General features: G+C 69.1%; 24 protein-coding genes. 16 read left to right on the top strand and 8 right to left on the bottom strand.

Going from position 1 to position 24,403, the window contains the following annotated elements; all coding sequences use genetic code 11:
* Nucleotides 1–2: 2 nt before the first annotated feature.
* Genes STROP_RS12245 through STROP_RS12215 form a run of 7 tightly spaced genes read left to right on the top strand, consistent with a single transcriptional unit; the run spans nucleotide 3 to nucleotide 10,268 of the window.
* On the top strand, nucleotides 3–1,619 hold the full coding sequence (locus STROP_RS12245) for a nitroreductase family protein (RefSeq protein WP_012013662.1): 1,617 nt from the start codon (nucleotides 3–5) through the stop codon (nucleotides 1,617–1,619).
* Nucleotides 1,619–4,378, top strand: coding sequence for a lantibiotic dehydratase (locus STROP_RS12240; protein ID WP_037332316.1), 2,760 nt, complete (start codon nucleotides 1,619–1,621; stop codon nucleotides 4,376–4,378). The genes STROP_RS12245 and STROP_RS12240 overlap by 1 nt, the downstream gene beginning before the upstream one ends.
* Entirely contained in the window at nucleotides 4,375–5,442 is a 1,068-nt protein-coding gene (locus STROP_RS12235) for a lantibiotic dehydratase C-terminal domain-containing protein (protein ID WP_012013660.1), read from the top strand. Before STROP_RS12240 ends, STROP_RS12235 begins: the two co-directional genes overlap by 4 nt.
* Nucleotides 5,439–6,671 (top strand): metalloprotease, encoded by a 1,233-nt coding sequence (locus tag STROP_RS12230; RefSeq protein WP_012013659.1) that lies wholly within the window; start codon nucleotides 5,439–5,441, stop codon nucleotides 6,669–6,671. The genes STROP_RS12235 and STROP_RS12230 overlap by 4 nt, the downstream gene beginning before the upstream one ends.
* Entirely contained in the window at nucleotides 6,668–7,594 is a 927-nt protein-coding gene (locus STROP_RS12225) for an ABC transporter ATP-binding protein (protein WP_026275380.1), read from the top strand. Before STROP_RS12230 ends, STROP_RS12225 begins: the two co-directional genes overlap by 4 nt.
* Entirely contained in the window at nucleotides 7,591–8,346 is a 756-nt protein-coding gene (locus STROP_RS12220; protein WP_012013657.1) for an ABC transporter permease, read from the top strand. The genes STROP_RS12225 and STROP_RS12220 overlap by 4 nt, the downstream gene beginning before the upstream one ends.
* Nucleotides 8,343–10,268: a TOMM precursor leader peptide-binding protein gene (locus STROP_RS12215; RefSeq protein ID WP_012013656.1), complete on the top strand. Its 1,926-nt coding sequence runs from the start codon at nucleotides 8,343–8,345 to the stop codon at nucleotides 10,266–10,268. Before STROP_RS12220 ends, STROP_RS12215 begins: the two co-directional genes overlap by 4 nt.
* A gap of 43 nt (nucleotides 10,269–10,311) precedes the next feature.
* On the opposite strand, the gene STROP_RS12210 is transcribed toward STROP_RS12215, so the two are convergent.
* The 5 genes from STROP_RS12210 to STROP_RS12190 form a co-directional block, all read right to left on the bottom strand.
* Nucleotides 10,312–11,061 (bottom strand): hypothetical protein, encoded by a 750-nt coding sequence (locus STROP_RS12210; RefSeq protein ID WP_028568826.1) that lies wholly within the window; start codon nucleotides 11,059–11,061, stop codon nucleotides 10,312–10,314.
* A 389-nt stretch (nucleotides 11,062–11,450) separates the two neighbouring features.
* Entirely contained in the window at nucleotides 11,451–12,596 is a 1,146-nt protein-coding gene (tgmC, locus tag STROP_RS12205; protein ID WP_012013654.1) for an ATP-grasp peptide maturase system methyltransferase, read from the bottom strand.
* The gene (tgmB, locus tag STROP_RS12200) at nucleotides 12,593–13,549 is read right to left on the bottom strand and encodes an ATP-grasp ribosomal peptide maturase (protein WP_012013653.1); all 957 of its coding nucleotides are present in this window, start codon (nucleotides 13,547–13,549) and stop codon (nucleotides 12,593–12,595) included. Before tgmB ends, tgmC begins: the two co-directional genes overlap by 4 nt.
* A gap of 4 nt (nucleotides 13,550–13,553) precedes the next feature.
* Nucleotides 13,554–13,865 carry a putative ATP-grasp-modified RiPP gene (tgmA, locus tag STROP_RS12195; protein ID WP_028565500.1) on the bottom strand — a complete coding sequence of 104 codons (312 nt, stop codon included), beginning with the start codon at nucleotides 13,863–13,865 and terminating at the stop codon, nucleotides 13,554–13,556.
* A gap of 121 nt (nucleotides 13,866–13,986) precedes the next feature.
* Nucleotides 13,987–14,241 carry a hypothetical protein gene (locus STROP_RS12190; protein ID WP_018833126.1) on the bottom strand — a complete coding sequence of 85 codons (255 nt, stop codon included), beginning with the start codon at nucleotides 14,239–14,241 and terminating at the stop codon, nucleotides 13,987–13,989.
* A 655-nt stretch (nucleotides 14,242–14,896) separates the two neighbouring features.
* On the opposite strand from STROP_RS12190, the gene STROP_RS25170 reads away from it, so the two are divergent.
* The 5 genes from STROP_RS25170 to STROP_RS12175 all read left to right on the top strand — a co-directional run bounded on the left by STROP_RS25170 (nucleotide 14,897) and on the right by STROP_RS12175 (nucleotide 19,931).
* Nucleotides 14,897–16,291 carry an NsdA family TPR-like regulatory protein gene (locus STROP_RS25170; protein ID WP_187151547.1) on the top strand — a complete coding sequence of 465 codons (1,395 nt, stop codon included), beginning with the start codon at nucleotides 14,897–14,899 and terminating at the stop codon, nucleotides 16,289–16,291.
* A gap of 35 nt (nucleotides 16,292–16,326) precedes the next feature.
* Nucleotides 16,327–16,818: an SAM-dependent methyltransferase gene (locus STROP_RS24055; protein WP_012013649.1), complete on the top strand. Its 492-nt coding sequence runs from the start codon at nucleotides 16,327–16,329 to the stop codon at nucleotides 16,816–16,818.
* A gap of 124 nt (nucleotides 16,819–16,942) precedes the next feature.
* Entirely contained in the window at nucleotides 16,943–18,178 is a 1,236-nt protein-coding gene (locus STROP_RS12185) for an MFS transporter (protein ID WP_043535355.1), read from the top strand.
* Between the two features lie 13 nt (nucleotides 18,179–18,191).
* Complete coding sequence (locus STROP_RS12180) at nucleotides 18,192–18,932, top strand: MerR family transcriptional regulator (RefSeq protein WP_012013647.1); 741 nt, start codon at nucleotides 18,192–18,194, stop codon at nucleotides 18,930–18,932.
* Nucleotides 18,933–19,148: 216 nt separating this feature from the next.
* Nucleotides 19,149–19,931: an isocitrate lyase/PEP mutase family protein gene (locus STROP_RS12175; protein WP_337998619.1), complete on the top strand. Its 783-nt coding sequence runs from the start codon at nucleotides 19,149–19,151 to the stop codon at nucleotides 19,929–19,931.
* Nucleotides 19,932–19,978: 47 nt separating this feature from the next.
* Here STROP_RS12175 and STROP_RS12170 read toward each other — a convergent pair whose 3' ends face one another.
* The gene (locus STROP_RS12170; RefSeq protein ID WP_012013645.1) at nucleotides 19,979–20,155 is read right to left on the bottom strand and encodes a thiazolylpeptide-type bacteriocin; all 177 of its coding nucleotides are present in this window, start codon (nucleotides 20,153–20,155) and stop codon (nucleotides 19,979–19,981) included.
* Between the two features lie 152 nt (nucleotides 20,156–20,307).
* Here STROP_RS12170 and STROP_RS12165 point away from each other — a divergent pair, with 152 nt between their 5' ends.
* On the top strand, nucleotides 20,308–21,588 hold the full coding sequence (locus STROP_RS12165) for an amidohydrolase (protein ID WP_012013644.1): 1,281 nt from the start codon (nucleotides 20,308–20,310) through the stop codon (nucleotides 21,586–21,588).
* Between the two features lie 34 nt (nucleotides 21,589–21,622).
* On the opposite strand, the gene STROP_RS12160 is transcribed toward STROP_RS12165, so the two are convergent.
* Both STROP_RS12160 and STROP_RS12155 read right to left on the bottom strand, forming a co-directional pair.
* Nucleotides 21,623–22,123, bottom strand: coding sequence for a DUF421 domain-containing protein (locus tag STROP_RS12160; protein WP_012013643.1), 501 nt, complete (start codon nucleotides 22,121–22,123; stop codon nucleotides 21,623–21,625).
* 41 nt (nucleotides 22,124–22,164) lie between these two features.
* Nucleotides 22,165–22,695, bottom strand: coding sequence for a MarR family winged helix-turn-helix transcriptional regulator (locus STROP_RS12155; RefSeq protein WP_012013642.1), 531 nt, complete (start codon nucleotides 22,693–22,695; stop codon nucleotides 22,165–22,167).
* A gap of 39 nt (nucleotides 22,696–22,734) precedes the next feature.
* Between STROP_RS12155 and STROP_RS12150 the strand changes: the two genes are divergently transcribed.
* The 3 genes from STROP_RS12150 (at nucleotide 22,735) to STROP_RS12140 (ending at nucleotide 24,349) form a co-directional block, all read left to right on the top strand.
* Complete coding sequence (locus STROP_RS12150; protein WP_018831363.1) at nucleotides 22,735–23,547, top strand: potassium channel family protein; 813 nt, start codon at nucleotides 22,735–22,737, stop codon at nucleotides 23,545–23,547.
* Between the two features lie 104 nt (nucleotides 23,548–23,651).
* Entirely contained in the window at nucleotides 23,652–24,062 is a 411-nt protein-coding gene (locus STROP_RS12145) for a DUF1622 domain-containing protein (RefSeq protein WP_012013640.1), read from the top strand.
* Nucleotides 24,059–24,349 (top strand): hypothetical protein, encoded by a 291-nt coding sequence (locus STROP_RS12140; protein WP_018831362.1) that lies wholly within the window; start codon nucleotides 24,059–24,061, stop codon nucleotides 24,347–24,349. Before STROP_RS12145 ends, STROP_RS12140 begins: the two co-directional genes overlap by 4 nt.
* The last annotated feature ends 54 nt before the right edge of the window (nucleotides 24,350–24,403 follow it).

The following is a 24,403-nucleotide window of genomic DNA, read 5'->3' as shown; positions in this document are numbered from 1 at the left end:
CCATGACGTCCGAGAACCCCGGCTCCGCCCACGCGTACGCGACCGCGATCCTGCATCGCAGCCGTGCACCGATGCCTCCGGCCGACTTCGCGCCCAACTGGGCCGACGCGCCCCGCCGCGGCAAGTACTATCCGCAGGCGAGCGCCTTCGGGCTGCCCACCCCACCGAGCACGGGCGTCGACCTGGACACCGCGCTGCGTGGTCCCGGCGACGTTGACGAGCCGTTCACGCTTCCGTTGCTGGCCGGCCTGCTCTATCACTCGTACGGGCTGCTCGGACGGCGGCTCGGCATCCAGGCCAACTCCGATCTGGGCGTGCTGCCGTCGTACGCCTACGCCAACTGGTACCGCGGCGCCGCCTCCGGCGGAGGTCTCTACCCGTGCAGCGTCTACTGGGTGGCCGGACCCGGTGCCGGGGTCACCCCGGGTGTCTACTACTACGCCCACGCCCGGCACGCGATGCAGCGGCTGCTCGGCGGCGACGTCAGTGCTCGGGTGAACGCGGCGGTCGCCCCACCCCACCACGCCAGCCAGTTTTTGATCGTCGGGGTGAAGTACTGGCAGAACGCCTTCAAGTACAACAACTTCTCGTACCACGTGGTATCGATGGACCTTGGCACGCTGCTACAGGCGTGGCGGCTCTGGGCCGGCGCCCAGGGCCGTCAGATCCGGCCCGTGCTCTGGTTCGATCAGGCGGCCGTCGCCGACCTGCTCGGGCTCGCCCCCGACGACGAGACGCTCTTCGCCGCCGTGCCCCTGACCTGGGCCGAGCCCACGCCCCCCGCATCCCTGCCTGCCGGGCCCACCGCGCCCGCAGGTCGGGGGGAGCCGGCAACGGTCCGGGTACGGCACCATGACCAGGAACGGTCCCGGACGCTACTCGACTTCGATGCCCTGCGGCGGGTCAGCCGTAGCACCGCCGCGTCGGTCGAACGGCCGGCCATCGGCGCGCTGGCATCCGCCGCCGCCCACCCGGCGCCGCCGGGCGGAACGCGCGTGCCGCTACCCACCGCCGCGCCGCTGACGCTGCCCGTCGAGGCGGCCCTCACCGCCCGCCGCAGTAGCTTCGGCCGGTTTCTACGGAACCGTCCCATGGCGGCGGAGCACCTCGCCGCGCTGCTGGAGGCTACCGCCGCCAGCATGGTGCCGTCCGAGATCGAAGGTCCCGCCGACAGACCACTGGCGCGGATCTACGCCTTCGTCAACGCCGTGGCTGCCGTGCCCGCCGGAGGGTACGCGTACGACCCGCAGGAGCACAGCCTGATCCTGGTCACCAGCGGCCCACCCGGGGCGTTCCTGCAACGCAACTACACCCTGACCAACTACAACCTGGAGCAGGCAGCGGTCGTCCTTGTCGCGACAGTTCGTACGCACGCGGTGTTGGACGCCACCGGTGACCGGGGCTACAACCTCGCCAACGCCACCATCGGCGCGATGGCCCAAACCTTCTACACCGTCGCCGCCGCGCTGTGTCTCGGCGCCGGGGTCGCGCTGGGCTTCGACGGCGTCTCCTACGTCGAGGAGCTAGGACTCGCCGACAGCGACGAATTCCCGCTGCTCATCATGCTTGCCGGCGAGGAGCGCGGGCAGCTCGGCAACTACCGATACGAGCTGCGGTGATGCACGCCGTGCGCGCGCCGGGCCCGCCACCGTACACCGCGACGCCCGCGGGCTGGCGTACCGGTGCATACTTCACCGCCCGGATCGCTGGTCTGCCCCTATCCACGGTCGACGCGCTCCGCTCCCCGGCAGCCTGCGCCTGGGCCGACCGGGCACTGGCCCTGGAGCACCAGCTCAGCACCGACGGCGCGCAGCTCAGTCAACTTCTGTACGAGCTGGTCAACGACAATGAGGACGAGTCGGTCCGACGTCGGCTGCTGACGCTACGCCGCCAGGTCTTCAACAACGCCCTGCCGGCCGCACCTGAGCCGGCGCTTGCCGCGGTCGAGCAGACCCGGCCGGTGGCCCTACCGGTCGTCCAGCGCTGGATACGGCGACGCACGCAGCTCGCCCGGCATCATGACGAGGGCGGTGCGATCCTCGCCGCCGACGTCGCCCAGGCGCGCGCCCAGCTGTGGCAGCTGGCCGACGAGCCACGCCTGCGCGGCGGGCTCCAGCTCGCCTCACCGACCCTTGATGAGCAGCTCGCCGCCGGTAGCGCACCGGAGCTGACCCGGCCCGCGAACAAACGGACCCGTCGCGTCGAGCGCTCGCTGCTGTCCTACCTGTACCGCACCGCCTGCAAGACCAGCCCGTTCAGCACCTTCACCGCGATCGCCCTCGGCCGCTTCACCGATACCGGATCGCAGCTCGAGTTTCCCGTCAACGAGCAGTGGCACCAGCACGTACGCCTCAACGTCGTTCTGGTCGCCCGGCTTGCCGAGCTGGTCATCGCCGACCCGCGGCGGCGTGGCGACCTGGTGGTGGAGCTGAGCCCGGGGTGGCGCCGAGACGCCGACCGGATCCGCTACGTGCGGCACTGGGTCACGGCCGGCGATGACAGCGCCACGGTCAGTTTCGACTCGGTCCGCGACGGACTCTTCTTCCTGCGCCGCAGCGGCGTCCTGGACGGGCTCACCGCCCTGTTGCAGCAGCGCGGCACGATGCGCTGCGCCGAGCTGGTGGACCGGCTCTGCCGGGACACCGGGGCCCATCGGTCCGACGGCGAGACGTACCTGTCGACGCTGCTGGAGTTGGGAATGCTGCGGCTGGTCGGCCTCGACACCGACGTGCACGCCCCGGATCCGATCCGCGCGCTCGCCGACACACTGGGGCACCTGGACACCTTGTGGGCCCGACAGCTCGTCGACCAGCTCCACGACGTCATCGAGCTGGTCGACGCCTACCGGCAGGGCGACCTCGGTCCGCGTCGCGACCTGCGACACCGACTACGGGCCACGGTACGCGCGGTGATGCGGTCCCTCGGCGAGACGAACCCGACAATGCCGCAGACGCTGCTGTACGAGGACAGCCGGGTCGCCGGCGAACCCGTCGCCATCGCGGCCCAGCCCTGGCAGCGGCTGGTCGGGGCGAACCTCGCCGCCGTGGAACGAGTTCTGCCCGCCTTCGACCAGAACCTGCCGCACCGGATCATGTTCCACGGTTTCTTCCTGGCCCGGTTCGGCGTCGGTGGCCGCTGCGACGACCTGCTGCGGCTGGTCGAGGACTTCCACGACGACCTCTACGACCAGTACTCCTCGTACACCGCGGGTCGCCGCCCGTTCGCCGACGACGGTAGCTACACGCCGGAGGAGAACTGGCTGGGCCGGCCCGAGATGACCGCGCTCGACCAGGCCCGACAGCTCTTCGCCACGCGGGTGGCCGCGCTCACCGACGCCGACCCCCGGTGCACCGAGCTGTCCCTGCCCGTCGAGCTGTTCGACGAGGTGGGTGCGCTGCTCGGTGACACCGCCCACCAGGTCCACCCGATGGGGCACTTCGTCCAGTTGGCGCTCCGCGAGCCCGACCCGCTGCTGGTACTCAACCAGTCCTTCGGAGGACTCTCCTTCCCGTTCAGCCGGTTCACCCACTGTTTCGACGCCGACACGCCCACCCTCGCCGAGCGGTTACGAGCCCAGGCGGCCGAACTCAGCCCACCGGACGTGGTCTTCGCCGAGCTGACCGGGGGAGCCGCCACCACCAACCTGAACCTGCACGCCCGGCTCACCGACTACGTTGTCGTGTGCCCCGGCGAAACCAGTAGCGTCCCGGCCGACCGGCAGCTCACCCTCGACGACCTCTACCTGGCACACGATCCGGAAACCGACCGGGTCGTACTGCGGTCGACCCGCCTCGACAAGGAGGTCGTCGCCGTGTACCTGGGCTACCTGGTGCCGATGGCGCTGCCGCAGATCCCGCGTACCCTGCTGCTGCTCTCGCCGGCGTCGCTGGTGCGCCTTGACGTGTGGCGCGGGGTGCCGGCGGCAACCATCGACGGCGTCACCGTCCGGCCCCGGCTGCGCCTCGGCAACATCGTGCTCAGCCGCCGCAGCTGGGCGGTGCCGGTACGCGAGCTTCCCGACCCGGGCGACCCCGGCACCGACCCGATGGCGTTCCTGGGCTGGCGTCGGTGGCGGGCCCGGCACGGCCTGCCCGAGCAGGTGTTCGCCACGGTCTACCCGGCTACACCGGGTCGGCTGACGGCCAACCCGAAGCCGCAGTACGTCGACTTCGGTAGCGCGCTGTCGATGCAGGCATTGCGTGCCGTACTGAGTGATCCGGACGACCGGCTCGTCCTGCGCGAGTTGCTGCCGGCCGCGGATGAACTGGCCGCCCACAGCGCGCTCGGTGGGCACGTCAGCGAGCTGGCTGTGGAGACCTTCCGCGTCGACGCGAGGCAGACCGTCGCCGCACCACGATCAGGAGGTGGTAGCCGATGACCGCGTCCGCCGCCGCGCCCGCCAACGCCGAGGACACCGGCGACCGGCGGGGACAGTGGATCGCGCTGCACATCTTCTACGCGGCCAACCCGCAACCGTTGCTGGTGGACTGCGTGGCGCCGCTCATCCGGGAACTCACCGAGCAGGATCTGCTCGCCGGCCACTTCTTCATCAACTACTGGCTGGAGGGGCCACACGTGCGGCTGCGGCTACGCCCGCGTACCCCGGCCGACGAGCCGGAGGTACGGGCGCGCGCCGAGGCGGCGATCAGCCGGTTCCTCGCCACCCGCCCCGCGCTGTACGCGATGGGCACCGGCTACCTGCGGGAGCTCTACGACATCCTCTTCGCGCTGGAGTTCCCCGAGGGGCGGCCGGCGGAGCTGGTCGACGCGAACGGACAGATGTTGCTCAGACCCAACAACTCCTACCACTACCGGCCCTACGAACCGGAGTACGGCAAGTACGGCGGACCGGCGGGCATCGAGGTCGCCGAGTGGCACTTCCAGCACTCCAGCGACACGGTGCTACGGGCCATCTCGTCGATGAACCTGCACCTGCGTCCGGTGCTGCTGGGCACCGCCGCGCAGCTGATGACGGTGCACGCCGGCACCTTCCTGCCCGACCGGGAGCAACTGGTGGACTTCCTCGACCGGTACCACCACTACTGGCATCGGGCCTTCGCCGGCACCGACCTGATCGGTATCGACGAGTACACGCGCATGTACGACAGCGTCGCCGGGGAGCTCGGCCGTCGGGTACGGCAGATTCTCACCCTCGTCGCGCAGGGCGAGACGCGACGACTCCCCGGCTTCCTGCGCGGATGGGCCGAGCACACAGCCCAGCTCCGCGAGAAGGTGCTGGCCCTGGCCACCTCCGGCGAACTCACGGTCAGCGCGTGGAGCGGCGGCGACCGGGTGCTCACCGACCCGGGAGAGGCCCTCACGTTCCTGCTCTCGCCGTACCTACACATGACCAACAACCGGCTGCACGCCACCATCCGCGACGAGGCGTACCTCTCCTATCTGCTCGCCCGGGTGCTGCGGGAGTCGGTGGTGTCGTCGTGACGTATCCGGGACTGCTGGCCAAACGCCCCCGGCTGCGCGAAGATCTGATCTTCTCGCGACCGTTGTGGCGTGGCCCCGACACGGTCTACCTGCTCAAGGACCGGCGTAACGGCCGGGCCTTCGAGATCCCGCCGAAAGAACAGTTCCTGCTACGCCGCCTCGACGGTGTCCGTTCCCTCGGGGAGGTCGGTGCCGAGTACGCCGAAGAGTACGGTCGCCGCCTTGGCGACGCGCACTGGACCCGTCTGCTGTGGCTTCTCCACGAGCGTGACCTACTGGCCGTGCACCCCGCTGATCCCACCACCGCGCCGGGGGACGGCGAGCGGACGACGGCCGACCCGAGGCGGTCCGGCGTGTTGGGATGGTGGGCGCGCCGACTGCGGTGGCTGCTGCGCCCGGGGGTCTTCGCACTGGTCGCCGTCCTCGTCGTCGCGCTGCTCGCGATGGTCGGGCTGCGGCTCGGCCCGCTCTGGCAGACCGCTCGCCCCGCCTTCACCGACCCGGTCAGTCTGGTGGCGCTGGCGGTGCTCGCCTGGTCGAGCGCGGCCCTGCACGAGTTCGCGCACGGCGTGGTCGCCGTCCACTTCGGCGCCACCGTCAACCGGATCAACCTGGTCACCCTGACCTGCAAGGTCGAGGACTACCTCTACCTACCGCGTCGGTCCCAGCAGGTGCTGATCGCCTCGGCCGGCGCGGTAGCCAACGGGCTGGTCCTGCTGCTCACCGGCGCTGCCCTCCTCGTGCTGCCAGGCGCCTTCGCCGACCGACTACTCAGCGCGTTCCTGCTGGTCGGTGTGGCCCAGACGCTGGTCAACGTGATCGCCCTGCCACCACTGGACGGCTACAAAGTCCTCAGTCACCTGCTGGACCAGCTGGACCTGGCCCCGGAGAGCCGCCGCTACCTGGCGACCCTGCCCCGGCGCCTGCTGCCCCGGCAGCAGGCCCAGACCGTCGCCGAGGCCGGCCGAGACGCCGGCCGCCGCTACCCACGACGGGCCGCGGTCTGTCTCGGACTCTTCGCCGCCTGGTGGCTGCTGGCGATCGCTGCCGTCGCCAGCCTCGTGATCGTCTACCTGGGCGCCCTGCTACGGCCATCCCTCGGCGCGCTCGCCTACGTGCTGCCAGCCGCCATCGTCAGTTTGACCGTCGCCGGCTGGCTGGCCCGACCCCGTCGGCCCCGTCCGTTGGACCGGAATCCGGCACCACCAACCAGTGAGAACGACCAGTGAGAGGCGAGCCGATGTCATCCATCGACAGTCCGGCGATCGTGCTGGACGCCGTGAGTAAAGCGTATGGCGAGGTGAGGGCGGTCGACGAGATCTCCATCTCGATCGGCCGCGGCGAGTTCTTCGGCCTGCTCGGCCCCAACGGTGCCGGCAAGACCACCCTGATCGAAATGATCGAGGGACTGCGCATCCCCGACACCGGCGCCATCACCGTGCTGGGCATGTCGCCAGCCCCACGCAACCTCGACCTGCTGCCCCTGATCGGGGTGCAGACCCAGCGATCGGCCTTCTTCACCCGGCTGACCGCCCGCGAGCACCTGGTGACCGTCGCCGCCCTCTACGGCCTTCCCCCCGCCACCGCGGAGAAGGCGCTGGACCTGGTCGGGTTGACCGGTTCGGGTGACGTCCGGGTCACCAAGATCTCCGGCGGTCAGCGCCAGCGCCTCGCCATCGCCTCCACGCTCGTCCACGACCCCGAGGTGGTCTTCCTGGACGAACCCACCGCCGCGCTGGACCCGGAGGCCCGCCGTGACCTCGGCCAGATGCTGCGCAACCTGAAGGCGATCGGCAAGACCATCGTCTACACCACCCACCACCTGGACGAGGCGCAGACCCTCTGCGACCGGGTCGCGATCCTCTCCGCCGGGCGCGTCCTCGCGCTCGACAGCCCCCGCGAGCTGATCGCCCGCTCCGGCATCGGTACCCGACTGGTCATCCCCGCCGGGCGGCTCAGTCCGGAACAGGCCGGCACCCTCGACGGCGTCAGCGGGGTCGCCGTCGAGGACGGCATGCTCGTGCTGCGGACCGCGCACACGGCCCGGGTGCTCGCCGCCCTCGACGGCGAAGCCGACCTGGATGACGTGGAGACCCGACCGGCCACCTTGGAAGACGTCTACCTCGAGCTGATCGGAGCGCCGCAGGCATGAGCGCATACGCCGCACTCTCCCGAGCCGTCTACAAGGCAGCCGTTCGGGACGCCACGACGGTCTTCTTCACCTTCGCCTTTCCGCTGATCTTCCTGGTCATCTTCGCGCTGATCTTCCGCAACCAGGAGGTCGCCGACACCGGCCGCGGATACGTCGACTACATCGCCCCGGGCGTGCTCTCCTGGGGTCTGGCCAACGCCGCCCTCTTCGGCGTGGCCTTCACCCTGATGCAGTGGCGCAACGACGACCTGCTGCGCATCATCCGGCTCTCCCCAACCAGCATCTGGTCGGTGATCGGCTCCCGTTACGTGGTCGCGTTGGGCATCGGGGCGGCGCAGTGCGTGCTCTTCGTCGGCGTCGCCATGCTGCCGGTCTTCGGCATGCGCCCGGACCCGACGTGGCCGCTCTCCATCCCGATCATGCTGCTGGCGGTGACAGCCTTCCTCGCCCTCGGCCTGATCGTCGGATCCGCGGCCAACACCCCGGAGGCGGTCGCCGCGATCGCCAACTGCGTCGTGGTGCCGATGGCCTTCCTCTCCGGCTCGTTCTACCCCCTCGAACTGATGCCGACCTGGCTACAGGAGGTCTCCCGGGTGCTGCCGATGCGCTACGTCAACGACGGCCTCACGTACGCCTTCACCGGCTTCGGCACCATGACCGACTACCTGATCTCGTGCGCCGCACTGGTCGTCTTCACCGCCGTGTTCGCGGTCGTCGGAGTGCGGACCTTCCGCTGGAGCAACGACTCGTGACCGGCACCGCGGCGGCGTACCCCACCCCGCTCGCCGCCGCGGCGGCCCACCTCCGACAGCACCTGCACCGCCGTTGGCTGGCGCAGCCGTTCGGCCGGGCACCGCGGGTAGTGACGTTGGGCGACGTTGACGTGCCCGCCGCGGCCGATCCCGACCGGTGCGACGCCACCGTGCACCTCACCGCCGCCACCGTGCTGATCGGACCGATTGGCAGCGCGGCGGGCCGGGCCTGCGGGCACTGCCTGGCCATCCGATGGCAGCGGCTGCGTACCCGGAGCCAACGTGACGCCCTGGAAGTCGGTGGCCAGACGACCGCGGTCGGCCCGTGGCCGCAGCTGACCACCTACCATCTCGACGCCGCCTGGGAGCTCCACCGCGCCAGTCACACCAGCCCACCACCGCCGCCGCCACCGAGCTGGGACCGGCACAGCACCCCGCTGCCCCGGATCAGCCAGCTCGACCTGGCCAGCCTGCGGGTACGTACCTACCCGGTGCTGGCCGAGCCGTGCTGCCCCAGCTGCACCCGTCAACGACCCGACACTCCCGACCCGCTGGTGCTCGCGCACCACCCCCGGCCCAAGCCACGCCCCGACGCGTACCGGCTGAGCGCCCCCGACGGCTATCCGCTGCCAGCGGCCGCGCTGGTCAACCCGGTCTGTGGCGTGCTGGGTGCGGGTACTGCGCTCACCATCACCTCACCGACCACAGCACCGGTGACCGGCAGCGTCTTCATTCGCGGCTACGGCGGGCTGCTCGACGTCTCCTGGAGCGGCCAGTCCAGCGGCTACGACGCGAGCCGCTCGCTGGCCTACCTCGAAGGACTGGAGCGCTACGCGGGGACCCACCGCCGGCGCAACGTCACCCCGGTCATCGCCGCGTACGCCGACCTCGGCCCGGACGCGTTGCACCCGGACCGCTGCGGCCGCCACCCCGACGAGGTGTACGACACCGACCCGATCCTGCGCCGGTTCGACCCACAACGACCGATCCCCTGGGTGTGGGGTCAGAACCTGCACACCGGCAAGCCCGTGCTGGTGCCGCGCCGGCTGTGCTTCTACAGCTCGCCCGCCGCCGGTGACACCTTCGTCCTCTCCTCCTCCAGCGGCTGCGCCACCGGCAGCTGCCGGGAGGAGGCCGCCCTGTTCGGCCTGTTGGAACTGATCGAGCGTGACGCGTTCCTCCTCGCCTGGTACGGCAACCTGACCCTGCCCCGGATAGACCTCGACACCTGCCCACCGGTGGTGCGGGCGTTGGTCGATCGCGCCGAGCTACAGGGCTACCGTCTCTACGCCTTCGACAACCGCATCGACCTCGACGTACCCGTGGTCACCAGCCTCGCGGTCCGGCACGACGGCGGTCCCGGTCTGTTGTCGTTCGCCGCCGCGGCCCACGTCGACCCCCAGCAGGCGGTCACCGGCGCGCTCGCCGAGGCGCTCACCTACATCCCGCACCAGCCCGCCACGGTGCGCCGACGTCGGGCCGAGCTGGAACGGATGGCCGACGACTACACCCTCGTCCGCCGGCTGCCGGACCACTCGGCGCTGTTCGGCCTACCCCGGATGGCGGTGCACGCCGGAAGCTACCTCAACGACCGTGGCGCGCTCCCCATCGAGCAGGTGTTCGCCGGCTACCGAACCCCCGGCACACCGGACCTCCGCGACGACCTGCGCCGGGTGCTCGACCTGCTGAGTGCGCGCGGGCTTGAGGCGATCATGGTGGACCAGACCACACCAGAACAGGAGGCGATCGGACTCCGCTCGGTCTGCACCGTCGTGCCCGGCCTGCTTCCGATCGACTTCGGCTGGATCCGACAGCGGGCTCCGCACCTGCCGCGGCTGCGGACCGCGCCCGCGGTGGCGGGCCTCGTCGACGCGGAACTGACCGACGCCGACCTCCGCCTCGTGCCGCACCCCTTCCCCTGAGGAAGCGCTGCCGTCTCGAGATCTCGTCGGTGAGATCGACTCGTCAGGTGGTGCCGATCCTGCGGGGCGGGGCGAGTAGGTGATCAATAGCATCGTGGAACTCGTCGAAGGTGCGGATCTGGCTGGCCTGGGTCGCGTATCGGCGAAACGCTTCGCTGAAGTGCGCGGCTAGGTGGCCAACCTCGTCGGTGGCTTCGGGAGTCTTGATAGTGAGGTAGCTAGCAGGGCCAGCGCCAAGATCGTGGACCACGGCCACATCGACCAAGATGTCCCCAGGGTGCAGAATCTCGGCCAGCTCAGGATGGTGCGCCTGATTCAGGGCCGAGGCCAGCATGCTGGCCCGGTCAGGATCCTGGAGGGCGAATATCGTGATCTCTGAGGTGGCATCGCCAGCCACGGCCAGGGCAAGGTCGGTGAGGTGTCGGAAGCTGGCTACAGGGAACAGGCCGGCGAAGCCGGCATGTTCTCGCTGCCACGGGTCAGGCAGCAGCGGCACGCAGGCGCGCGCCGGGACGAACCCGATGTCCGCGGTAAGCCACTCGGGCTGCTCGAGGTCGACTTCGTATTCCCAGCGGACGAGCTGCACCGCCGCCCGGTCTATGCCCTGCAGCTGCGCTGCCTCGTCGCGGTAGTAGGTGGGAATGACGAACCTGCTCAGTCCTGCGGTGAACTCCCAGGCCAGCGCCCGCCACACCGCCAGGGCCTCACCGTCATTGTTGTTGACTACGTATCGACGCCACGGATTCAGATCCGCATCGTCGGAATACTCCTGTTCCCACAGCCCCGGCCACAGCGGGCCAGGCATATCCGCCTTGTCGGCGCGGACCACGTAGCAGTGCAGCCCATCGCGGCGCTTGTGTGCGAACCTCAGAAACGGCTCCGGGTCTGCCACTACACCAGGATGCCGGAGCCCGCCGTCACCGCACCAGCCCGGCACCTAGCGTGGGTGACAACGCCATCCGCCATAGAGTGGGTGTGCTGACCTGTCCAGAGACCGTCACTGTCCGTGCTGCTGCTCAGGAACTGAACTTCGTCATCCGGCCTCGCTTGAAGGGGGGCCACGAAACGGCCGGCTGCCACCGCTGGCAGCGCACAACTGATCCTCACCGATCAGGACTCGACCGCTCCACCGAGATTCCGCCCAATGTGGGAGCGCCTAGCCCGCACCGCTCGCGGATCGAGTCAGCCGATGATCTCGGTGGGGTCGTTGAGCCAGACCTGCTGCCCGGCGGGGGTGATAGTCACACCGATGTGTGAGCGGCTGGGCTTGCCGTGTGCGGTCCACCGGCTGTAGAGGTCCTCCACCTCGGTCCACAGCCGACGCGGTCCGCCCTGTTCCACCGTCTGGGTGGAGATGTCGTGGTACGCCCACGAACCATCCGGGTGGACAAGCCACTGCACCGGCCCCTCCGGACGGCCGAGGTCGAGGCGGGCCACGTCGGGTAGCAGCAGCGCCACCAGTGCGGTCCACGCCTCGCCGTCGTCGGCCAGCGGGCCGGGCAGGTGGGTCTTGTGCCTGTCCCCGGTGGCCTGGGAGGCGGCGCGGACGAGCGCCGAGGTTCGCACGGTGGGGCAGGAGCGCAGCGGCATGAACGAGCCGTAGTCGTCGAGCAGGTGCCCGCTGGCCGTGCCGGTCTCGTCCACGGTTAGCCGCAGCAGCAGCCCACCGCCGATCTCGCGGTGCAGGCTGGTCAGGATCACCCCGCCGGGGCGGGACTGTGCGAGCCAGCCCGTCGGCACCTGTGGCACCGAACAGGCGGCGATGATCCGGTCGTAGGGGGCGTTGCCGGGATAGCCGGCCTCGCCGTCGGTGGCGGCCACCGTGGGGGCGTAGCCAACGGAGGTCAACGACTGCCGCGCCCGCCGCACCAGTCCGGCGTCGATGTCGACGGTGGTGACCAGCGGCGAGCCGAGCCGGTGCGCCAGAAGCGCCGCGTTGTACCCGGTGCCGGTGCCGACCTCCAGCACGCGGTGCCCGTCGGCCACGTCGAGCGCGTCCAGCATGACGGCCATGAGGGCCGGCTGGGTGCTGGAGCAGGTCGGCACGCCGGCGAGCGGGCCGTGGTGCCGAGACTCGTCCCAGCGGGCGTCGTCGCCGTCGAGCTGGGTGGGGAGCACGCGGTCGGAGTAGATCAGCTCCAGTGCCCCTAGATCGTTCACGTCGACCGCTTCGTACCTGCTGCGGTCTGGGGTCTGGCGGAAGAAGCGGGTTAGGAACAGGTGGCGGGGCACGGCGGCAAACGCCGTCCGCCACGCCTCGGTGAGCCAGCCGTGGCCGGTCAGCTCGTGCACGAGCCGGTTGCGCGCCCGTTCGGCGGTGGCCGTCATCTAGTCTCCTTGGTCAGAGCATCGGCTATCGCGGCGGAGATGGGCAGCCCGGTGGCGTCTTGCAGCCACGCCCACTGCCCATTTGGGTTGATCTCCAGGAACATCCATTCGTCCTGCGGGGTGACGACGAAGTCCAACGCACCGAAGCGCAGCCGAAGCCGGGCCAGCAGTCGCGACACCGCTTCGCGGATCTGATCAGGCACAGTCACCACCGAGTACGACAGGCTGTCGTAATCAGTGCGCCAGTCCAGTCTGGCCGCCTCGGAGGCACCGTCGAGGCGTACAGCGAAGTACACCTTGTCAACGACTGTCAGCCGCACCTCGTATGCCTTCTTCACCTGCTGTTGGAACAGGTGCGCGGTGCCGGAAACCGTGTGGTCGATCTCCTCGGCGCGCACCCGGTTGGTGTAGATCAGCTTTGCGGCGCCGGCCTCGGTTAGCACACCGGAGCCGAGCGGTTTGACGACCGCGCCGTCGTGCTCGCGCACGAATCGTTCGGCCGCCGCCGGCTCATTCGTGATCAATGTAGGGGGCACGGACAGCCCGACCGAGCCGGCGGCGGCGAGTTGGGACGGCTTGTACTCGGCGCGGGCGATGTCATGTGGGTGGTTGAGCCACCTTGGGTGCTCGGCGAGCACCCCGCCCAGGCCCATGCGTGCCTCGCGGACAGCCCAGCGGCGCTCTTCGTCGGTCAGGTGCGCCGGAAGCTCGAACGCCGTTGGGCGCCGGTAGTAGGCGCACCCGAGGTTGTGCAGCGCGGTGCGGCGGCCGGGGAGGCGGAGGCTGCCGCACCAGCCTTCGCCCCACCGCGCGACGAGCGTCAACCGCTGCGGGAAGTCGCCGGGGTCACACCGGAACACCGGCACGTCCCGTGCTGCCAGCTCCGCCACCACATAGTCGGCGGTTACGTCGTACGACTGGGTCAGCACCAACACCGTGCGCTCGTCGCCCACCGGTTCAGTCCTCGGTGTGGTCGGTGTCGGAATCCATGCTCTTGTGCCCGTCCGAGGTCCGGGTGCTGGTTGCCCCGGTCGAGTGCTTGCCCAGGATCGGGGTTCCCGTGGGGTCGACCGACATCTGTCGGTCCGGGTCGTAGCGAACCGTGGTCAGGTTCACCGGGATCGGCCGTGCTGGCACGGTGGCGAAGCGGAGCGCGAACGGACGCCGGTCGGTGGAGCTCGGCCGCACGTCGTCGGGGCTACCGACAGCATCCAGCGGGCGACCCAGAGGTAGGTACCCGGCGGTCGGGTACAGCGGGTCGTCGGTCACTGGACGCGACAGAACTGGGCTTGTCGGGGACATGAAACCTCCTGACAGGTCGATGGGGATAGATCGATGAATTGCCTTCCGCGGTGAGGGGGCGCCCGCGCGTGCACTACGTTGGTCTGGCTCATGCGGCACTCTCGGCCGCGAGTTCGGTCGCGTCGGTGTTGCCGAATCGCTCTCGGACGGCCTGCGCCCATCGGGCCTGTTCACACGGGACCGGTGCCAGCCGTGCCCACCAGTCGAGGCACCCCGCGCAGATTCCACCGCGGTTGGTGTGGGTAGCGATAACCGCCTCGGCGCAGGCCAGCAGTTCCCGTACGTCAGGGATTGTGGTCTCGGCTCCCACTGTGACCGAAAGGTTCGGCTCGCCTCGCCGCATCAGAGTCTCCCTCTCGATCGGTGTGGCCAGGCCCCGGAGCGGGGAGACAGTCCAACGGCGCGCGGCACCACCTCGCCGGAGCGCGACATTGATACCGGTCCCACTCGACACACCGCCTCGAACCAGCCGGGTCTGTCCAGTTGCCGGACGCCGATCAGGTGCGGCTCGGTCAGCCCTGGCACTCGGCGGGGCAGCCGCAGCGCCATCGCGAACACCCTTGATGCCCGCTCGTGATCGGTGCAGGGGCTGGGAACGCCGCATGCCCGGCACCGGCCGTGGGCGCTCGACATGCACTGCCGCTCCAGCACTGTCTGTGCGCGTTCGATCTGATCATCGCCAAAGTACGTTGCCATCTGTACACCTCCCAGGTGGCGGGCGCGCGCCGTTGCAGCAGCACGGCAACCCGCGCCCAACGGCGCGCGCCTCACTCTCACCCGTCACCACGGCGATCGATGCGACACGATGCAGCGGGGGCCATTAACTGTCCGCTGAGCACTCCTGACAGGACGAATCACGTATGTCGGCGCTTGACGATCCTTCCGGAGCGATCGGCGGTACCTATAGCGAACCGCGAATCATGCTCTGTGGGTATGCTCTCGAGCATCGAGAACCGGTGAACGTGGTGAAAGATCACCAGTGGTGCGGGAGGCGACCTGTGGCGCGCAACAGCGTTGGCAACGCCAAGCTCGTGGCGGCGATTGCCGAAGCCGGCCTGTCCCATGCCCAAATTGCAAGGGTCGTCGCACAGGTCGCTATCGAGAGCGGAGTTACGGAGTGCGCTGGCATTGGCCGTTCCCATGTCTCGCACTGGGTCCGAGGCACGATGCCATCGGGACGGGCGCCGCTGATCTTGGTCGAAGCTCTGTCCAGGAAGCTCCAACGCGTCGTAACTCTCGAAGAGATCGGGCTACCACCTCAACCGTCGCTTTCTCAGGACTGGCTTGACTGGCACGCCGATACGCTGGTCGGGCTGACGGATCTGGGGAGGGTGGACGTGGACGCTGAGCGTAGACGGGTGCTGGCCACCGCCGCCTACTCACTTGCCGCGCTGACCCTGCCGAGCGGGTCGTGGTGGAGCGAGATGGTGAATCGGGGTCGTGCACGCGGTGACGTCGAGGGGCACGCGGTAGGGCGAAGTGACGTCGAAGCCGTTCGGGATATGGTGTCGCTGTTCTCCCATGTGGATCAACGCCGTGGTGGAGGTCATGCACGCACCGCTGTTGTTCAGTACCTCACGGCTGACGTGTCCGTGTTTCTCCGGGGCCGGTATGCGGACGAGCAGGTCCGCCGAGACATGTTTACGGCGGCAAGCGAGCTAGCGTATCTTTCAGGATGGATGGGGTTCGATAACGGGGAACACGCGTTAGCCCAACGCTATTTCAATTCCGCTGTCAAGCTTGCGGCCGAGGCCGGTGATCCAGCAATGGCGGCGCATGTCCTCCGCGCAATGGCTCATCAGGCGGTAGACCTGGGGCATCGCAGAGAGGCGCTCGAGCTTTCCACCGCCTCTGTTGATCGAACGCGGTACCTCGCCGCTAGTCCACGTGAACGGTCTTTGCTCGGCGTCGTTCATGCTCGTGCTCTTGCCGTTAATCGAGAAGCCAAAGCTGCAGCCGAGGCGCTATTGCGGGCGGAGAGCGATCTTGCTGCGGCCTCTCAAGATGGCGATGAGCCGGGGCGGGTCTTCTTTTTCAGTCAGGCAAGCCTCAGTCACGAGACGGCTTGCGCGCTGCGTGACACCGGAGATCTCAGAGCTGCGCTCAGCCAATTTCGCCTGAGCGTACGTACCCGCAAGGCGTCATCCTTCACCCGTACGCACGCGGTGACGCTTGGCTATCTCGGAATGGTGCAGGCTCGGCAGGGGGACCTAGAGGAAGCGTGTGCTACCTGGTCAAGATCGCTTGACGCTATGGAGGGTGTTCGTTCTGGTAGGGCTCGACAAGTCGCAGCTGAGATGAGGGCCGTACTCTCGCCATTTCGGCAAACGAGGAACGGTGCTGCTGCTGAGGTCGATGCCCGCGCCGAACGCTATCTAGCCATCTTCTCGTAAGGTGCAGAATTTGCAGATCGGGGCAGGGAGGTCGAATGGGTGAGGCTTTCACCGTGGAACCAATCGCACACGTCGTGGGAGGAAGGACCGAACCGACTGACGACTACTGGGGAGGGGTAAGGGCGATCGTTCGAATTGACGAGAAGCGTTTCACTCCTGAATCCGCCAAAGGGCTTGACGCGTTCTCTCACCTCGAAGTCGTTTTTCGCTTTCATCTTACGGACCCGACGGACCTTAACCTCGGCGCCCGCCGGCCACGAGACAACCCAGACTGGCCGGAAGTGGGTATCTTTGGCCACCGAAACATGAGACGGATCAACTGGCTTGGTGTATCGCGCTGCCGTCTGCTCAAAGTGGACGGTCTCGACCTTCATGTTGAGGGTCTTGATGCGGTTGACAGCACACCGGTGCTTGATATCAAGCCATGGTTTGTTGAGTTCGGTCCCCGTGGCGAGGTGTTTCAAGCACACTGGACGACCGACATGCTCGGTCACTACTTTGCCGCGCAGTCACCCCGAAAGGAATAGGGCATCGGTCGCATTGACCTTCGGTGTTCTGGGACGGCGGGATCGGAGAGCAAGTAGCGCCACCCCTCCCCGACGGACGCTGTGGAGTTGACCCCGCCGCAGCGTCATGGTTTGCGATGCTCGTATGAGCAAGGTGTCGTGGGCCTATTTGGCCTCCTACGTCCTGTCCATGCTGGGTAACTCCATTGCCGGGGTGGTCCTGCCGTTGCTGGTCCTGCAGACCACCGGCAGTGTGCTCGCCACTGGTGCGGTCGCGGTCGCCTCGGCGCTGCCCGCGGCCGTTGCGGGGCTGGTCATGGGCGTGGTGATCGACCGGATCAACCGGCGTACGGCCTCGGTGCTCACCGATGTGATCTCCGCGCTCTCGATTGCCGCGCTGCCCTTGGTCGACGCCGCCGTCGGGCTCGCGCTCGGCTGGTTCGTGCTGTTCGCGGTGATTGGCTCGTTCGGCGACGTGCCGGGGCTGACCGCCCGGGAAGCGATGATCCCGGGCGTCATCCGAGCCGGGCGGATGAGCACCGAGCGGTTGCTGGGGCTGCGCGAGGCGCTCGGCGCAATGGTCATGCTGATCGGGCCGGCGGTCGGAGCGGTGCTGATCGCGGCGTTCGACGGAGTCGCCGTGCTGTGGGTGACCGCGGCGACCTCGGCCACGGCCGCGGCGGTCACGATGCTCATCCCGCGCGAGGCCGGCGTGGTCCCGGCTGCCGTGGTCCCGGCGGACGGGGCCGTGCCGCAGCGGGTGGTGCTGCGCGACGGCTGGCACACCCTGCGCCGTTCGCCGTTCCTGCTGACCACCACCCTGATCAGTACCGGTGTGGTGGTGGTTTTGGCCGGCTTTCAGGCGCTGGTCCTGCCGGTATACTTCACCCTGCAGCAGCGGCCTGAGCTGCTTGGCCTGGTGCTCAGCTCGCTCGCTGTCGGACTGCTGCTCGGTGGCGGGACGTACGCCGCGGCGGGCAACCGGGGCCGACGGCGTACCTGGTTCCTGACCGGAATGCTGATCACGATCGTCGGCTTCAGCGCTATGGCGACGCTGGCGAGCCCGTGGATCGTGCTCGGCGCCGCGGCCCTGGTCGGGCTCGGCAATGGGCTGTTCGGCAGCCTGATCGGCGTGCTCATGGTCGAGCGAATTCCGGACGCGATGCGCGGTCGGGTGATGAGCCTGCAGAATGCGCTGCTCACCCTCGCCCCGGCACTCGGCATGGGCGGTGCCGCGCTGTTGGTCGCGGAGTTCAGCGCTCGGACCGGCGCGATCGCCCTCGCCCTCATCTGGCTCATCACCGGCGTCGCCGCGATCGGCGCACGGGCACTGCGCGACCTGGAACCAATGCCGGCACCCGAGGCCGAACTAGTAAGTTGACCTGGAGGAACGGATGAACAGCGGCGAACTCGCCCGGCTGGCCGGAGTCAGCGTCCGCACCCTGCGGCACTACCACCAGGTTGGGGTCCTTCCCGAGCCGGCACGGCGGGCGAACGGCTATCGCGAGTACACGGTGCGCGACCTGGTGCTGCTGCTGCGCATCCGGCGGCTGGCCGAGATCGGCATCCCCCTCGACGACATTCCGCCGATACTGGGGGCCAGCGGCCGGGCCCACGCTGTCCTCGACGAGCTCGACCGCGAACTGGCCGACCAGATCGATCGGCTCACCGCCCGCCGCGAGGTGATCGCCCAGCTTCGCGCCGCCGGAGCCGCCGCGGACACGCCGCCGGAACTGGCCGGCCTGCTCGCGAGCATTGGCAGCGGCGGCGATCCGGACCTGCCGCCAGAGATACTCAAACACGACCACGAGGTAATCTTGCTGCTGCACCACCTCCTGGACACCAGGGGCCGGGCCGCGTTGATCGGGCTGCTCAGTCAGATCACCGAGCCGGACGTGCTGGCGGCCACCACCGCGCTGACCGCCCGGTTCGCCGCGCTCGGGCCGGACACCGGCGATGAGGAGATCGACCGGCTGGTCGCCGACTACCACCTCGCTCTGGACCAGCTGAGCGTCGACGGGTGGACGGAGTCGGATCCGCGGACCCGTGCGCTGCTCATGTCGTACCAGGAAATGGCTTTCAACGACGCCCAGCGTGAGCTTCTCGCCCGGCTGGCCAATCTCGATCAGCCGTGAACGACTGCGCGGAGGGACAACAGGGTCAAGCCGAACCCGACGACGAGGGATCAAAGCCCCCAGGCAACCAACGATGCCCGTTCCTCCCGGCCCATGGTCACTGCTGAAGGCGGGCCACACGCGACGGTAGCGGCCACGCATGAGGCAGTACGTTCGACTCATGCCGCAGATCTACGGCCGCGACGCGGTCCTCATCGTCTTGCACGACCCGGCCTTGTGGTGTCACCGCTCCTGCCGGTGTCTGCCAGAACTCGTCGTCGGGGCCCTCGCGTGAGGGGCTTCGCTGCTCTTCACCGCACCGGTGACCCACTCGTGCTGCCGAATGTGTGGGACGTGGCCTCCGCCCGTGGCCTGGTCGAGGCGGGATTTCCCGCGCTCGGCACGACCAGCCTCGGTGTCGCCGCCGCAGCCGGCCTGCCCGACGGTACCGATGCCGCACTCGGTGAGACACTGCGCCTCACGCGAAGCCTGGCGGCGCTGCCCGTTCACCTCACCGTCGACATCGAAACTGGTTCGGTCGACACCGCGGCCGCCGTGGCCGACGCCGGTGCGGCGGGCGTGAACATGGAAGACGCCATGTGTCCGGCCGAGACACACGCGGCGCTCATCCGATCCGTGAAGCGCGAGGTTCCACACCTGTTTGTGAATGCCAGGACCGACACCTACTGGCAACGCGCTGGCGACCTGGCCGAAACGCTGCGCCGGGTGCGGCTCTACGCCGACGCCGGTGCCGACGGAGTGTTCATCCCCGGGCTGGCGGGGCCCGCCGACATCGCCGCGGTCGTGGCGGCGGTCGAGGTGCCGGTCAACGTCCTGTTCCTGCCTGGCCGACACACCGTCGTCACCCTGGCTGGCCTGGGCGTGGGACGGATCAGCACCGGCTCGCTACTCTTCCGCGCCGCCCTGGCCGCATCGGTGGAAACAGCCGTAGCCGTCCGCGACGGCCATACCGTGCGACGGGACCTACCGTCCTACGCGAAGATCAATGCCTGGTCGTAGGACGTCGGGCCACCCCTCAGGGTGACCCGACGTCGTACTGCTGTTGCTCAGGCTGAGCAACTGGTGGTGGAGGTGGTGCTGCTACAGGTCGAGGTGGTGGCCGACGAGGAGCACGAGGCGAGGATCGCCTCGGACGCGTCCGCGTAGTCGGAGATCGCGAAGGTCTCCGACTCCAGCTCCAGGATCTCGTCGGCGAGGGCGTTGAGGTCGGTGTCGTTCTCCATGGTGACTCCTCCCGGTTGGCGTCCGACCGGCGTGTCTGGCCGGCCTGCCGCAAGCACACCCCAGGGCGCTTACCGATCGTGTGGTGTCGCCATCACACATCGCTGTCGTCCGATGTCAGCGACGTGACAGCGGCTTCGGCTTGGCTGGCCTCATGGCATTCGTCGTAGCTGATGCTGCCGATTCGGCCGGCACACCGGTTGATCGGGAGATCGTTGCCGCTGCGGCTCAGCTCTACCGCGACCTGCATGCACATCCGGAGCTCTCGGGGGCGGAGGAACACACCGCAGTCCGCTTCGCGGCCGCGCTACGGGGGCTTGGGTGCCAGGTCACGACCGGAGTCGGTGGGCATGGAGTGGTCGGCGTCCTTTGCAACGGGGCCGGCCCAACCGTCCTGATCCGGGCAGAGCTCGACGCGCTCCCGGTCGCCGAGGAGACCGGCCTGCCGTACGCCAGCACCGCTACCGGCGTAACTGCCGACGGCCGGACCGTACCGGTCATGCATGCCTGCGGACATGACCTGCACCTGGCCGCGGCGGTCGGCGCCGCCGCCCACCTGGCCCAAGAGCGGGACAGCTGGCGGGGGACGCTGCTGACCGTGGGACAGCCGGCCGAGGAGACCCTGCAAGGTGCGGCGGCCCTGCTCGACGACGGCCTCTACGACCGGTTCGGCCGACCCGACCTGCTTCTGGCCCAGCATGCCGCACCGCTACCGGCGGGCATGGTCGCTCACGGCGTCGGCGCGATGACGGCCGGCTGTGTCACCCTGGACGTCACCGTTCCTGGACGGGGCGGGCACGCGGCCACCCCGCATCTCTGCGTGGATCCGGTGCTGCTCGCCGCGACCATTGTCCTGCGGCTGCAGGCGCTGGTGGCGCGGCAGGCCAGTCAGGACGACCCGGTGGCGCTCACCGTCGGGACTCTGCGCGCCGGTCACCACGCGGCAGTCATCGCCGACGAGGCCACTCTCGGGGTGACGATCCGGTCCCGACACGAGCGGACGCTGGACCAGGTGCTGGACAGCGTGATCCGAACGATTCGGGCCGCCTGCGCGGCCGCCAACAGCCCGCGCGAGCCGACGGTACGCGTCGTCTCGCGTACTCCCGCATATGTGGGGGACCCGGCCATGACCTCCCGGGTACGGGCCGCCCACCTGGGGGTGTTCGGGACGGAGCGGGTCAGCTGGTGGCCCCCCTCCCTGGCGGCGGAGGACTTCCCACTCCTGGCCGTCGGGGGGATACCGAGCAGCTACTGGATGCTCGGCACCGTGGGACCACGGCAGTGGCGGACGGTGCCGGGCGCCACCGCGGCCGAGAAGCTGGGTAACCTGCCGACGAATCACAGCCCGGCATTCGCCCCGCATGTTGAGCTGGCGCTGCCGACTGGTGTGGCGGCTCTCGTGGCCGCTGCCCGAACGCTGCTCGCCCTTGACTGACGCGCCTGTCCTGGCGCCCATGTCTCTGGGGTCGTCAGGGTCGTTGCTTGCCGGGGCGACGGGTGATCACACTGAACTGGCCGTCGGACTCCATCCGCATCTCCCGGACCTCAGCCAGGCTGTCGATGCCCTGCTCCCGCAGCTGCCCGTACAGCTCGTCTTCGGTGACCAGTTCCCGACGCATGTTGCGGTGCAGCATCCGTCCGTCCCGGACCAGGGCCAGGGGTTTCGGTCGGATCAGTCGGGCGGCGGGTTGCCAGCGGTAGGCGACCGCGTCGAGCAGGTATGCCCAACCGATGATCACCGCGACCAGCAGCACCCCGTCGGCGAGCGAGGTGTAGCCGCTTGCCATGCCGTTCTGCGCGGCGTCGGCGATCAGCACGATGACCAGCAGGTCGGTCATTCCGGTGGTGCCGCTTTCCCGTTTCAGCAGGACCCGCAGCAGGAAGAACAGCGTCAGGTACATCACGCTGCCCCGGACGATGATCTCCATCAGCGGAGTGTCCGGCGTGAAGACCGCCCGCCAGTCGACCACGGCAGCGGCTACCCGACTGCGGCTCTGTCATGCTGGTGAGCTCAGCTCGCTACGTCGACACGCCGTTCCCAGCCCTGCCGCCACTGCCGTTCATCCGGTTCGCCGGCCGCCGTCACCAGCGCCTCCAGCGCGCCGACCAGCTCGGCGTCGGGCGCTAGGCCGGTCACCGCGACCAGTCGCCGGATCTCGGCGCTACGGCGTCGGTCGACCTCGCTGACCAGCTCCCGACCCGCGACGGTCAGGCTGAGCCAGGACACCCGGCGGTCGCTCTCGCCGGTCCGTCGGGCCACCAGCTCTCGTCGGACCAGACGATCACAGGCTCGGGTGACGGTGGACGGGTGGACGTGCAGTGTCGTGGCGAGGTCAACGACCCGGACCGGCCCCTGGGAGACGAGGAGGGCCAGGATCCGGTACTGCGACACCGTCAGGTCGACATCACGGGCATCGAGCGTGTGGACGGTGACGTCGACCAGTGAGCGGCACAGCGCTGCCAGCGCGTCTACCAGGGGGTCGTCCACCTGAGGCTCGTCCACCGCCGTCGACGACCCCGTTGGCTCCACGTAGAGTCGCATCGGCCCATAGTTGCACGGATACTCGTACCACGGTCGGGGGTGATCATGGGAAGCACCGGCGCCATAGGCCGGCGGGAGGAGTGGGCCGCGAGCTGGGAGCGGCTGACCGCGCTGCCGTTGACCGTTTTCTCCCTGGTGTTCCTGGCGGCATACGCTGCGCCGATCCTGGAACCGCAGCTCAGCTCGGCGTGGATCACGGTCTGCCGGGTGACAACGTTCACCACGTGGCTGGTGTTCTGGCTCGACATGGCTGTCCGTTTCATCCTGCATGCGCAGCGGCGACGCTTCCTCCGGGAGCACCTGTTCGACCTCGCCGTTCTGCTCCTGCCGATGCTGCGTCCGCTGCGGGCGCTGCGGTTGGTGACGGTGGTGCTCTCGCTCAGCCGGCGGACCGAGGCCTGGGTTCGCGGCCGGCTCGGCATCTACGTGGCAGCGACCACCGTGTTGCTGGTGGGGGTCGCCTCCCTGGCGGTCCTCGACGCTGAGCGGCACGCGCCGGACCCGTCCATCACCAACTACGCGGATGCCCTCTGGTGGGCGGCCGTGACCATCACCACCGTCGGCTACGGCGACTTCTATCCGGTCACCACGGAAGGGCGGCTGGTGGCGGTCGGCCTGATGATCGGCGGTATCGGGCTGATCGGTTTCGTGACCGGCTCGCTCGCCACGTGGATCGTCGACCGGGTTTCCGGCCGGGACCGGCATCCGGCGGCGACCGCCGAGGACGTCGCGGCGCTGCGCCAGGAGATCGCGGCGCTGCGCCAGCAGCTCGACCCGGCGGAGGCCACCCGACCCGTGGACCCGGTGACCCCGCCGGTGCAACCTGCCCGCACGCCCGCACCCGACGGGTGACCAGCGGCGGATGACGTCACCCCACGGGGGTGAACCGGCCGGCGGCGACGCGATCGGGTGTCGTCACGGCATGCTGGTGCTCGTGGCGGCGTGGAGCCGCTGGTATGGATGGCATGTTCGACCAGCACTGGTTGTTGGAGGCGGTGGACCTCCTGGTACGGGTGGTCGAGGCCGCCGGCATCCTCATTATCTTTGTCGGTGCGATGATGGCGTTCGTCCGGTTCGTGATCGTGGGGTTGCGGTACCGGCAGAGCAAGGCTTTCGTGCCGATCCGGCTGACTCTCGGGCGGTTCCTGACCCTCGGGTTGGAGTTTCAACTCGCCTCGGACATTATGCGCACCGCCGTCGCTCCGACCCTGCTGGACATCGCCGAGCTGGCTGCGGTGGCGGCGATCCGGACCGCGCTGAACTACTTCCTCGCCCGCGAGATCAAACAGGAGCGCCGCGAGATCGCCGAGCTCGGCTCGCCCGGGTCCGCCGACTCGAACCAGGCGGGTCCGGGGCGGGCCTCGTGAGTGCCCTGGTCGAGTACGCCGTCCTGGCCTGCATGGCCGCGGGCATCGGGTCGGCCGCGGTGGTTCTGCTGGTGTCCCGGAACGCCGTCTTGGCCCTGCACGTCGGCCTTGACCTGTGGTTGGCGGCCAGTCTGCTGCGGATCGCGCAGCCGCCGGTGGGGGAGAACCTGCTCTACGCGGCGGCGATCTTGGTGATCCGCCAGCTGATCCGCGTGGCGCTGATCGCCAGCTGGAGCCGGCCGCGGCCAGTCGACTCGCCAGCCCCGCCCCGCTCCTCCGTTCCCTAGCAGGTCGGCGTGCTGGTCGGGCCAGTTTGCCGGTAGTTCCGCCGCCGGCGCGGT

The sequence above is a fragment of the Salinispora tropica CNB-440 genome (assembly GCF_000016425.1).
Lineage (GTDB): Bacteria > Actinomycetota > Actinomycetes > Mycobacteriales > Micromonosporaceae > Micromonospora > Micromonospora tropica.
Note: the sequence above shows the minus strand (reverse complement) of the source record. Positions and strands in the feature narration are given on the sequence as shown.

Excerpts from the sequence above, each read along its gene's own strand:
- STROP_RS12180 (WP_012013647.1), top strand. The coding sequence starts at position 18,192 with ATGAACAGCGGCGAACTCGCCCGGCTGGCCGGAGTCAGCGTCCGCACC.
- STROP_RS12185 (WP_043535355.1), top strand. The coding sequence starts at position 16,943 with ATGAGCAAGGTGTCGTGGGCCTATTTGGCCTCCTACGTCCTGTCCATG.
- STROP_RS12235 (WP_012013660.1), top strand. The coding sequence starts at position 4,375 with ATGACCGCGTCCGCCGCCGCGCCCGCCAACGCCGAGGACACCGGCGAC.
- STROP_RS12170 (WP_012013645.1), bottom strand. The coding sequence starts at position 20,155 with ATGGAGAACGACACCGACCTCAACGCCCTCGCCGACGAGATCCTGGAG.
- STROP_RS12165 (WP_012013644.1), top strand. The coding sequence starts at position 20,308 with ATGGCATTCGTCGTAGCTGATGCTGCCGATTCGGCCGGCACACCGGTT.
- STROP_RS12145 (WP_012013640.1), top strand. The coding sequence starts at position 23,652 with ATGGATGGCATGTTCGACCAGCACTGGTTGTTGGAGGCGGTGGACCTC.
- STROP_RS12220 (WP_012013657.1), top strand. The coding sequence starts at position 7,591 with ATGAGCGCATACGCCGCACTCTCCCGAGCCGTCTACAAGGCAGCCGTT.
- STROP_RS12245 (WP_012013662.1), top strand. The coding sequence starts at position 3 with ATGACGTCCGAGAACCCCGGCTCCGCCCACGCGTACGCGACCGCGATC.
- STROP_RS24055 (WP_012013649.1), top strand. The coding sequence starts at position 16,327 with ATGGGTGAGGCTTTCACCGTGGAACCAATCGCACACGTCGTGGGAGGA.
- tgmC (WP_012013654.1), bottom strand. The coding sequence starts at position 12,596 with ATGACGGCCACCGCCGAACGGGCGCGCAACCGGCTCGTGCACGAGCTG.
- STROP_RS12240 (WP_037332316.1), top strand. The coding sequence starts at position 1,619 with ATGCACGCCGTGCGCGCGCCGGGCCCGCCACCGTACACCGCGACGCCC.
- STROP_RS12190 (WP_018833126.1), bottom strand. The coding sequence starts at position 14,241 with ATGCGGCGAGGCGAGCCGAACCTTTCGGTCACAGTGGGAGCCGAGACC.
- STROP_RS12155 (WP_012013642.1), bottom strand. The coding sequence starts at position 22,695 with ATGCGACTCTACGTGGAGCCAACGGGGTCGTCGACGGCGGTGGACGAG.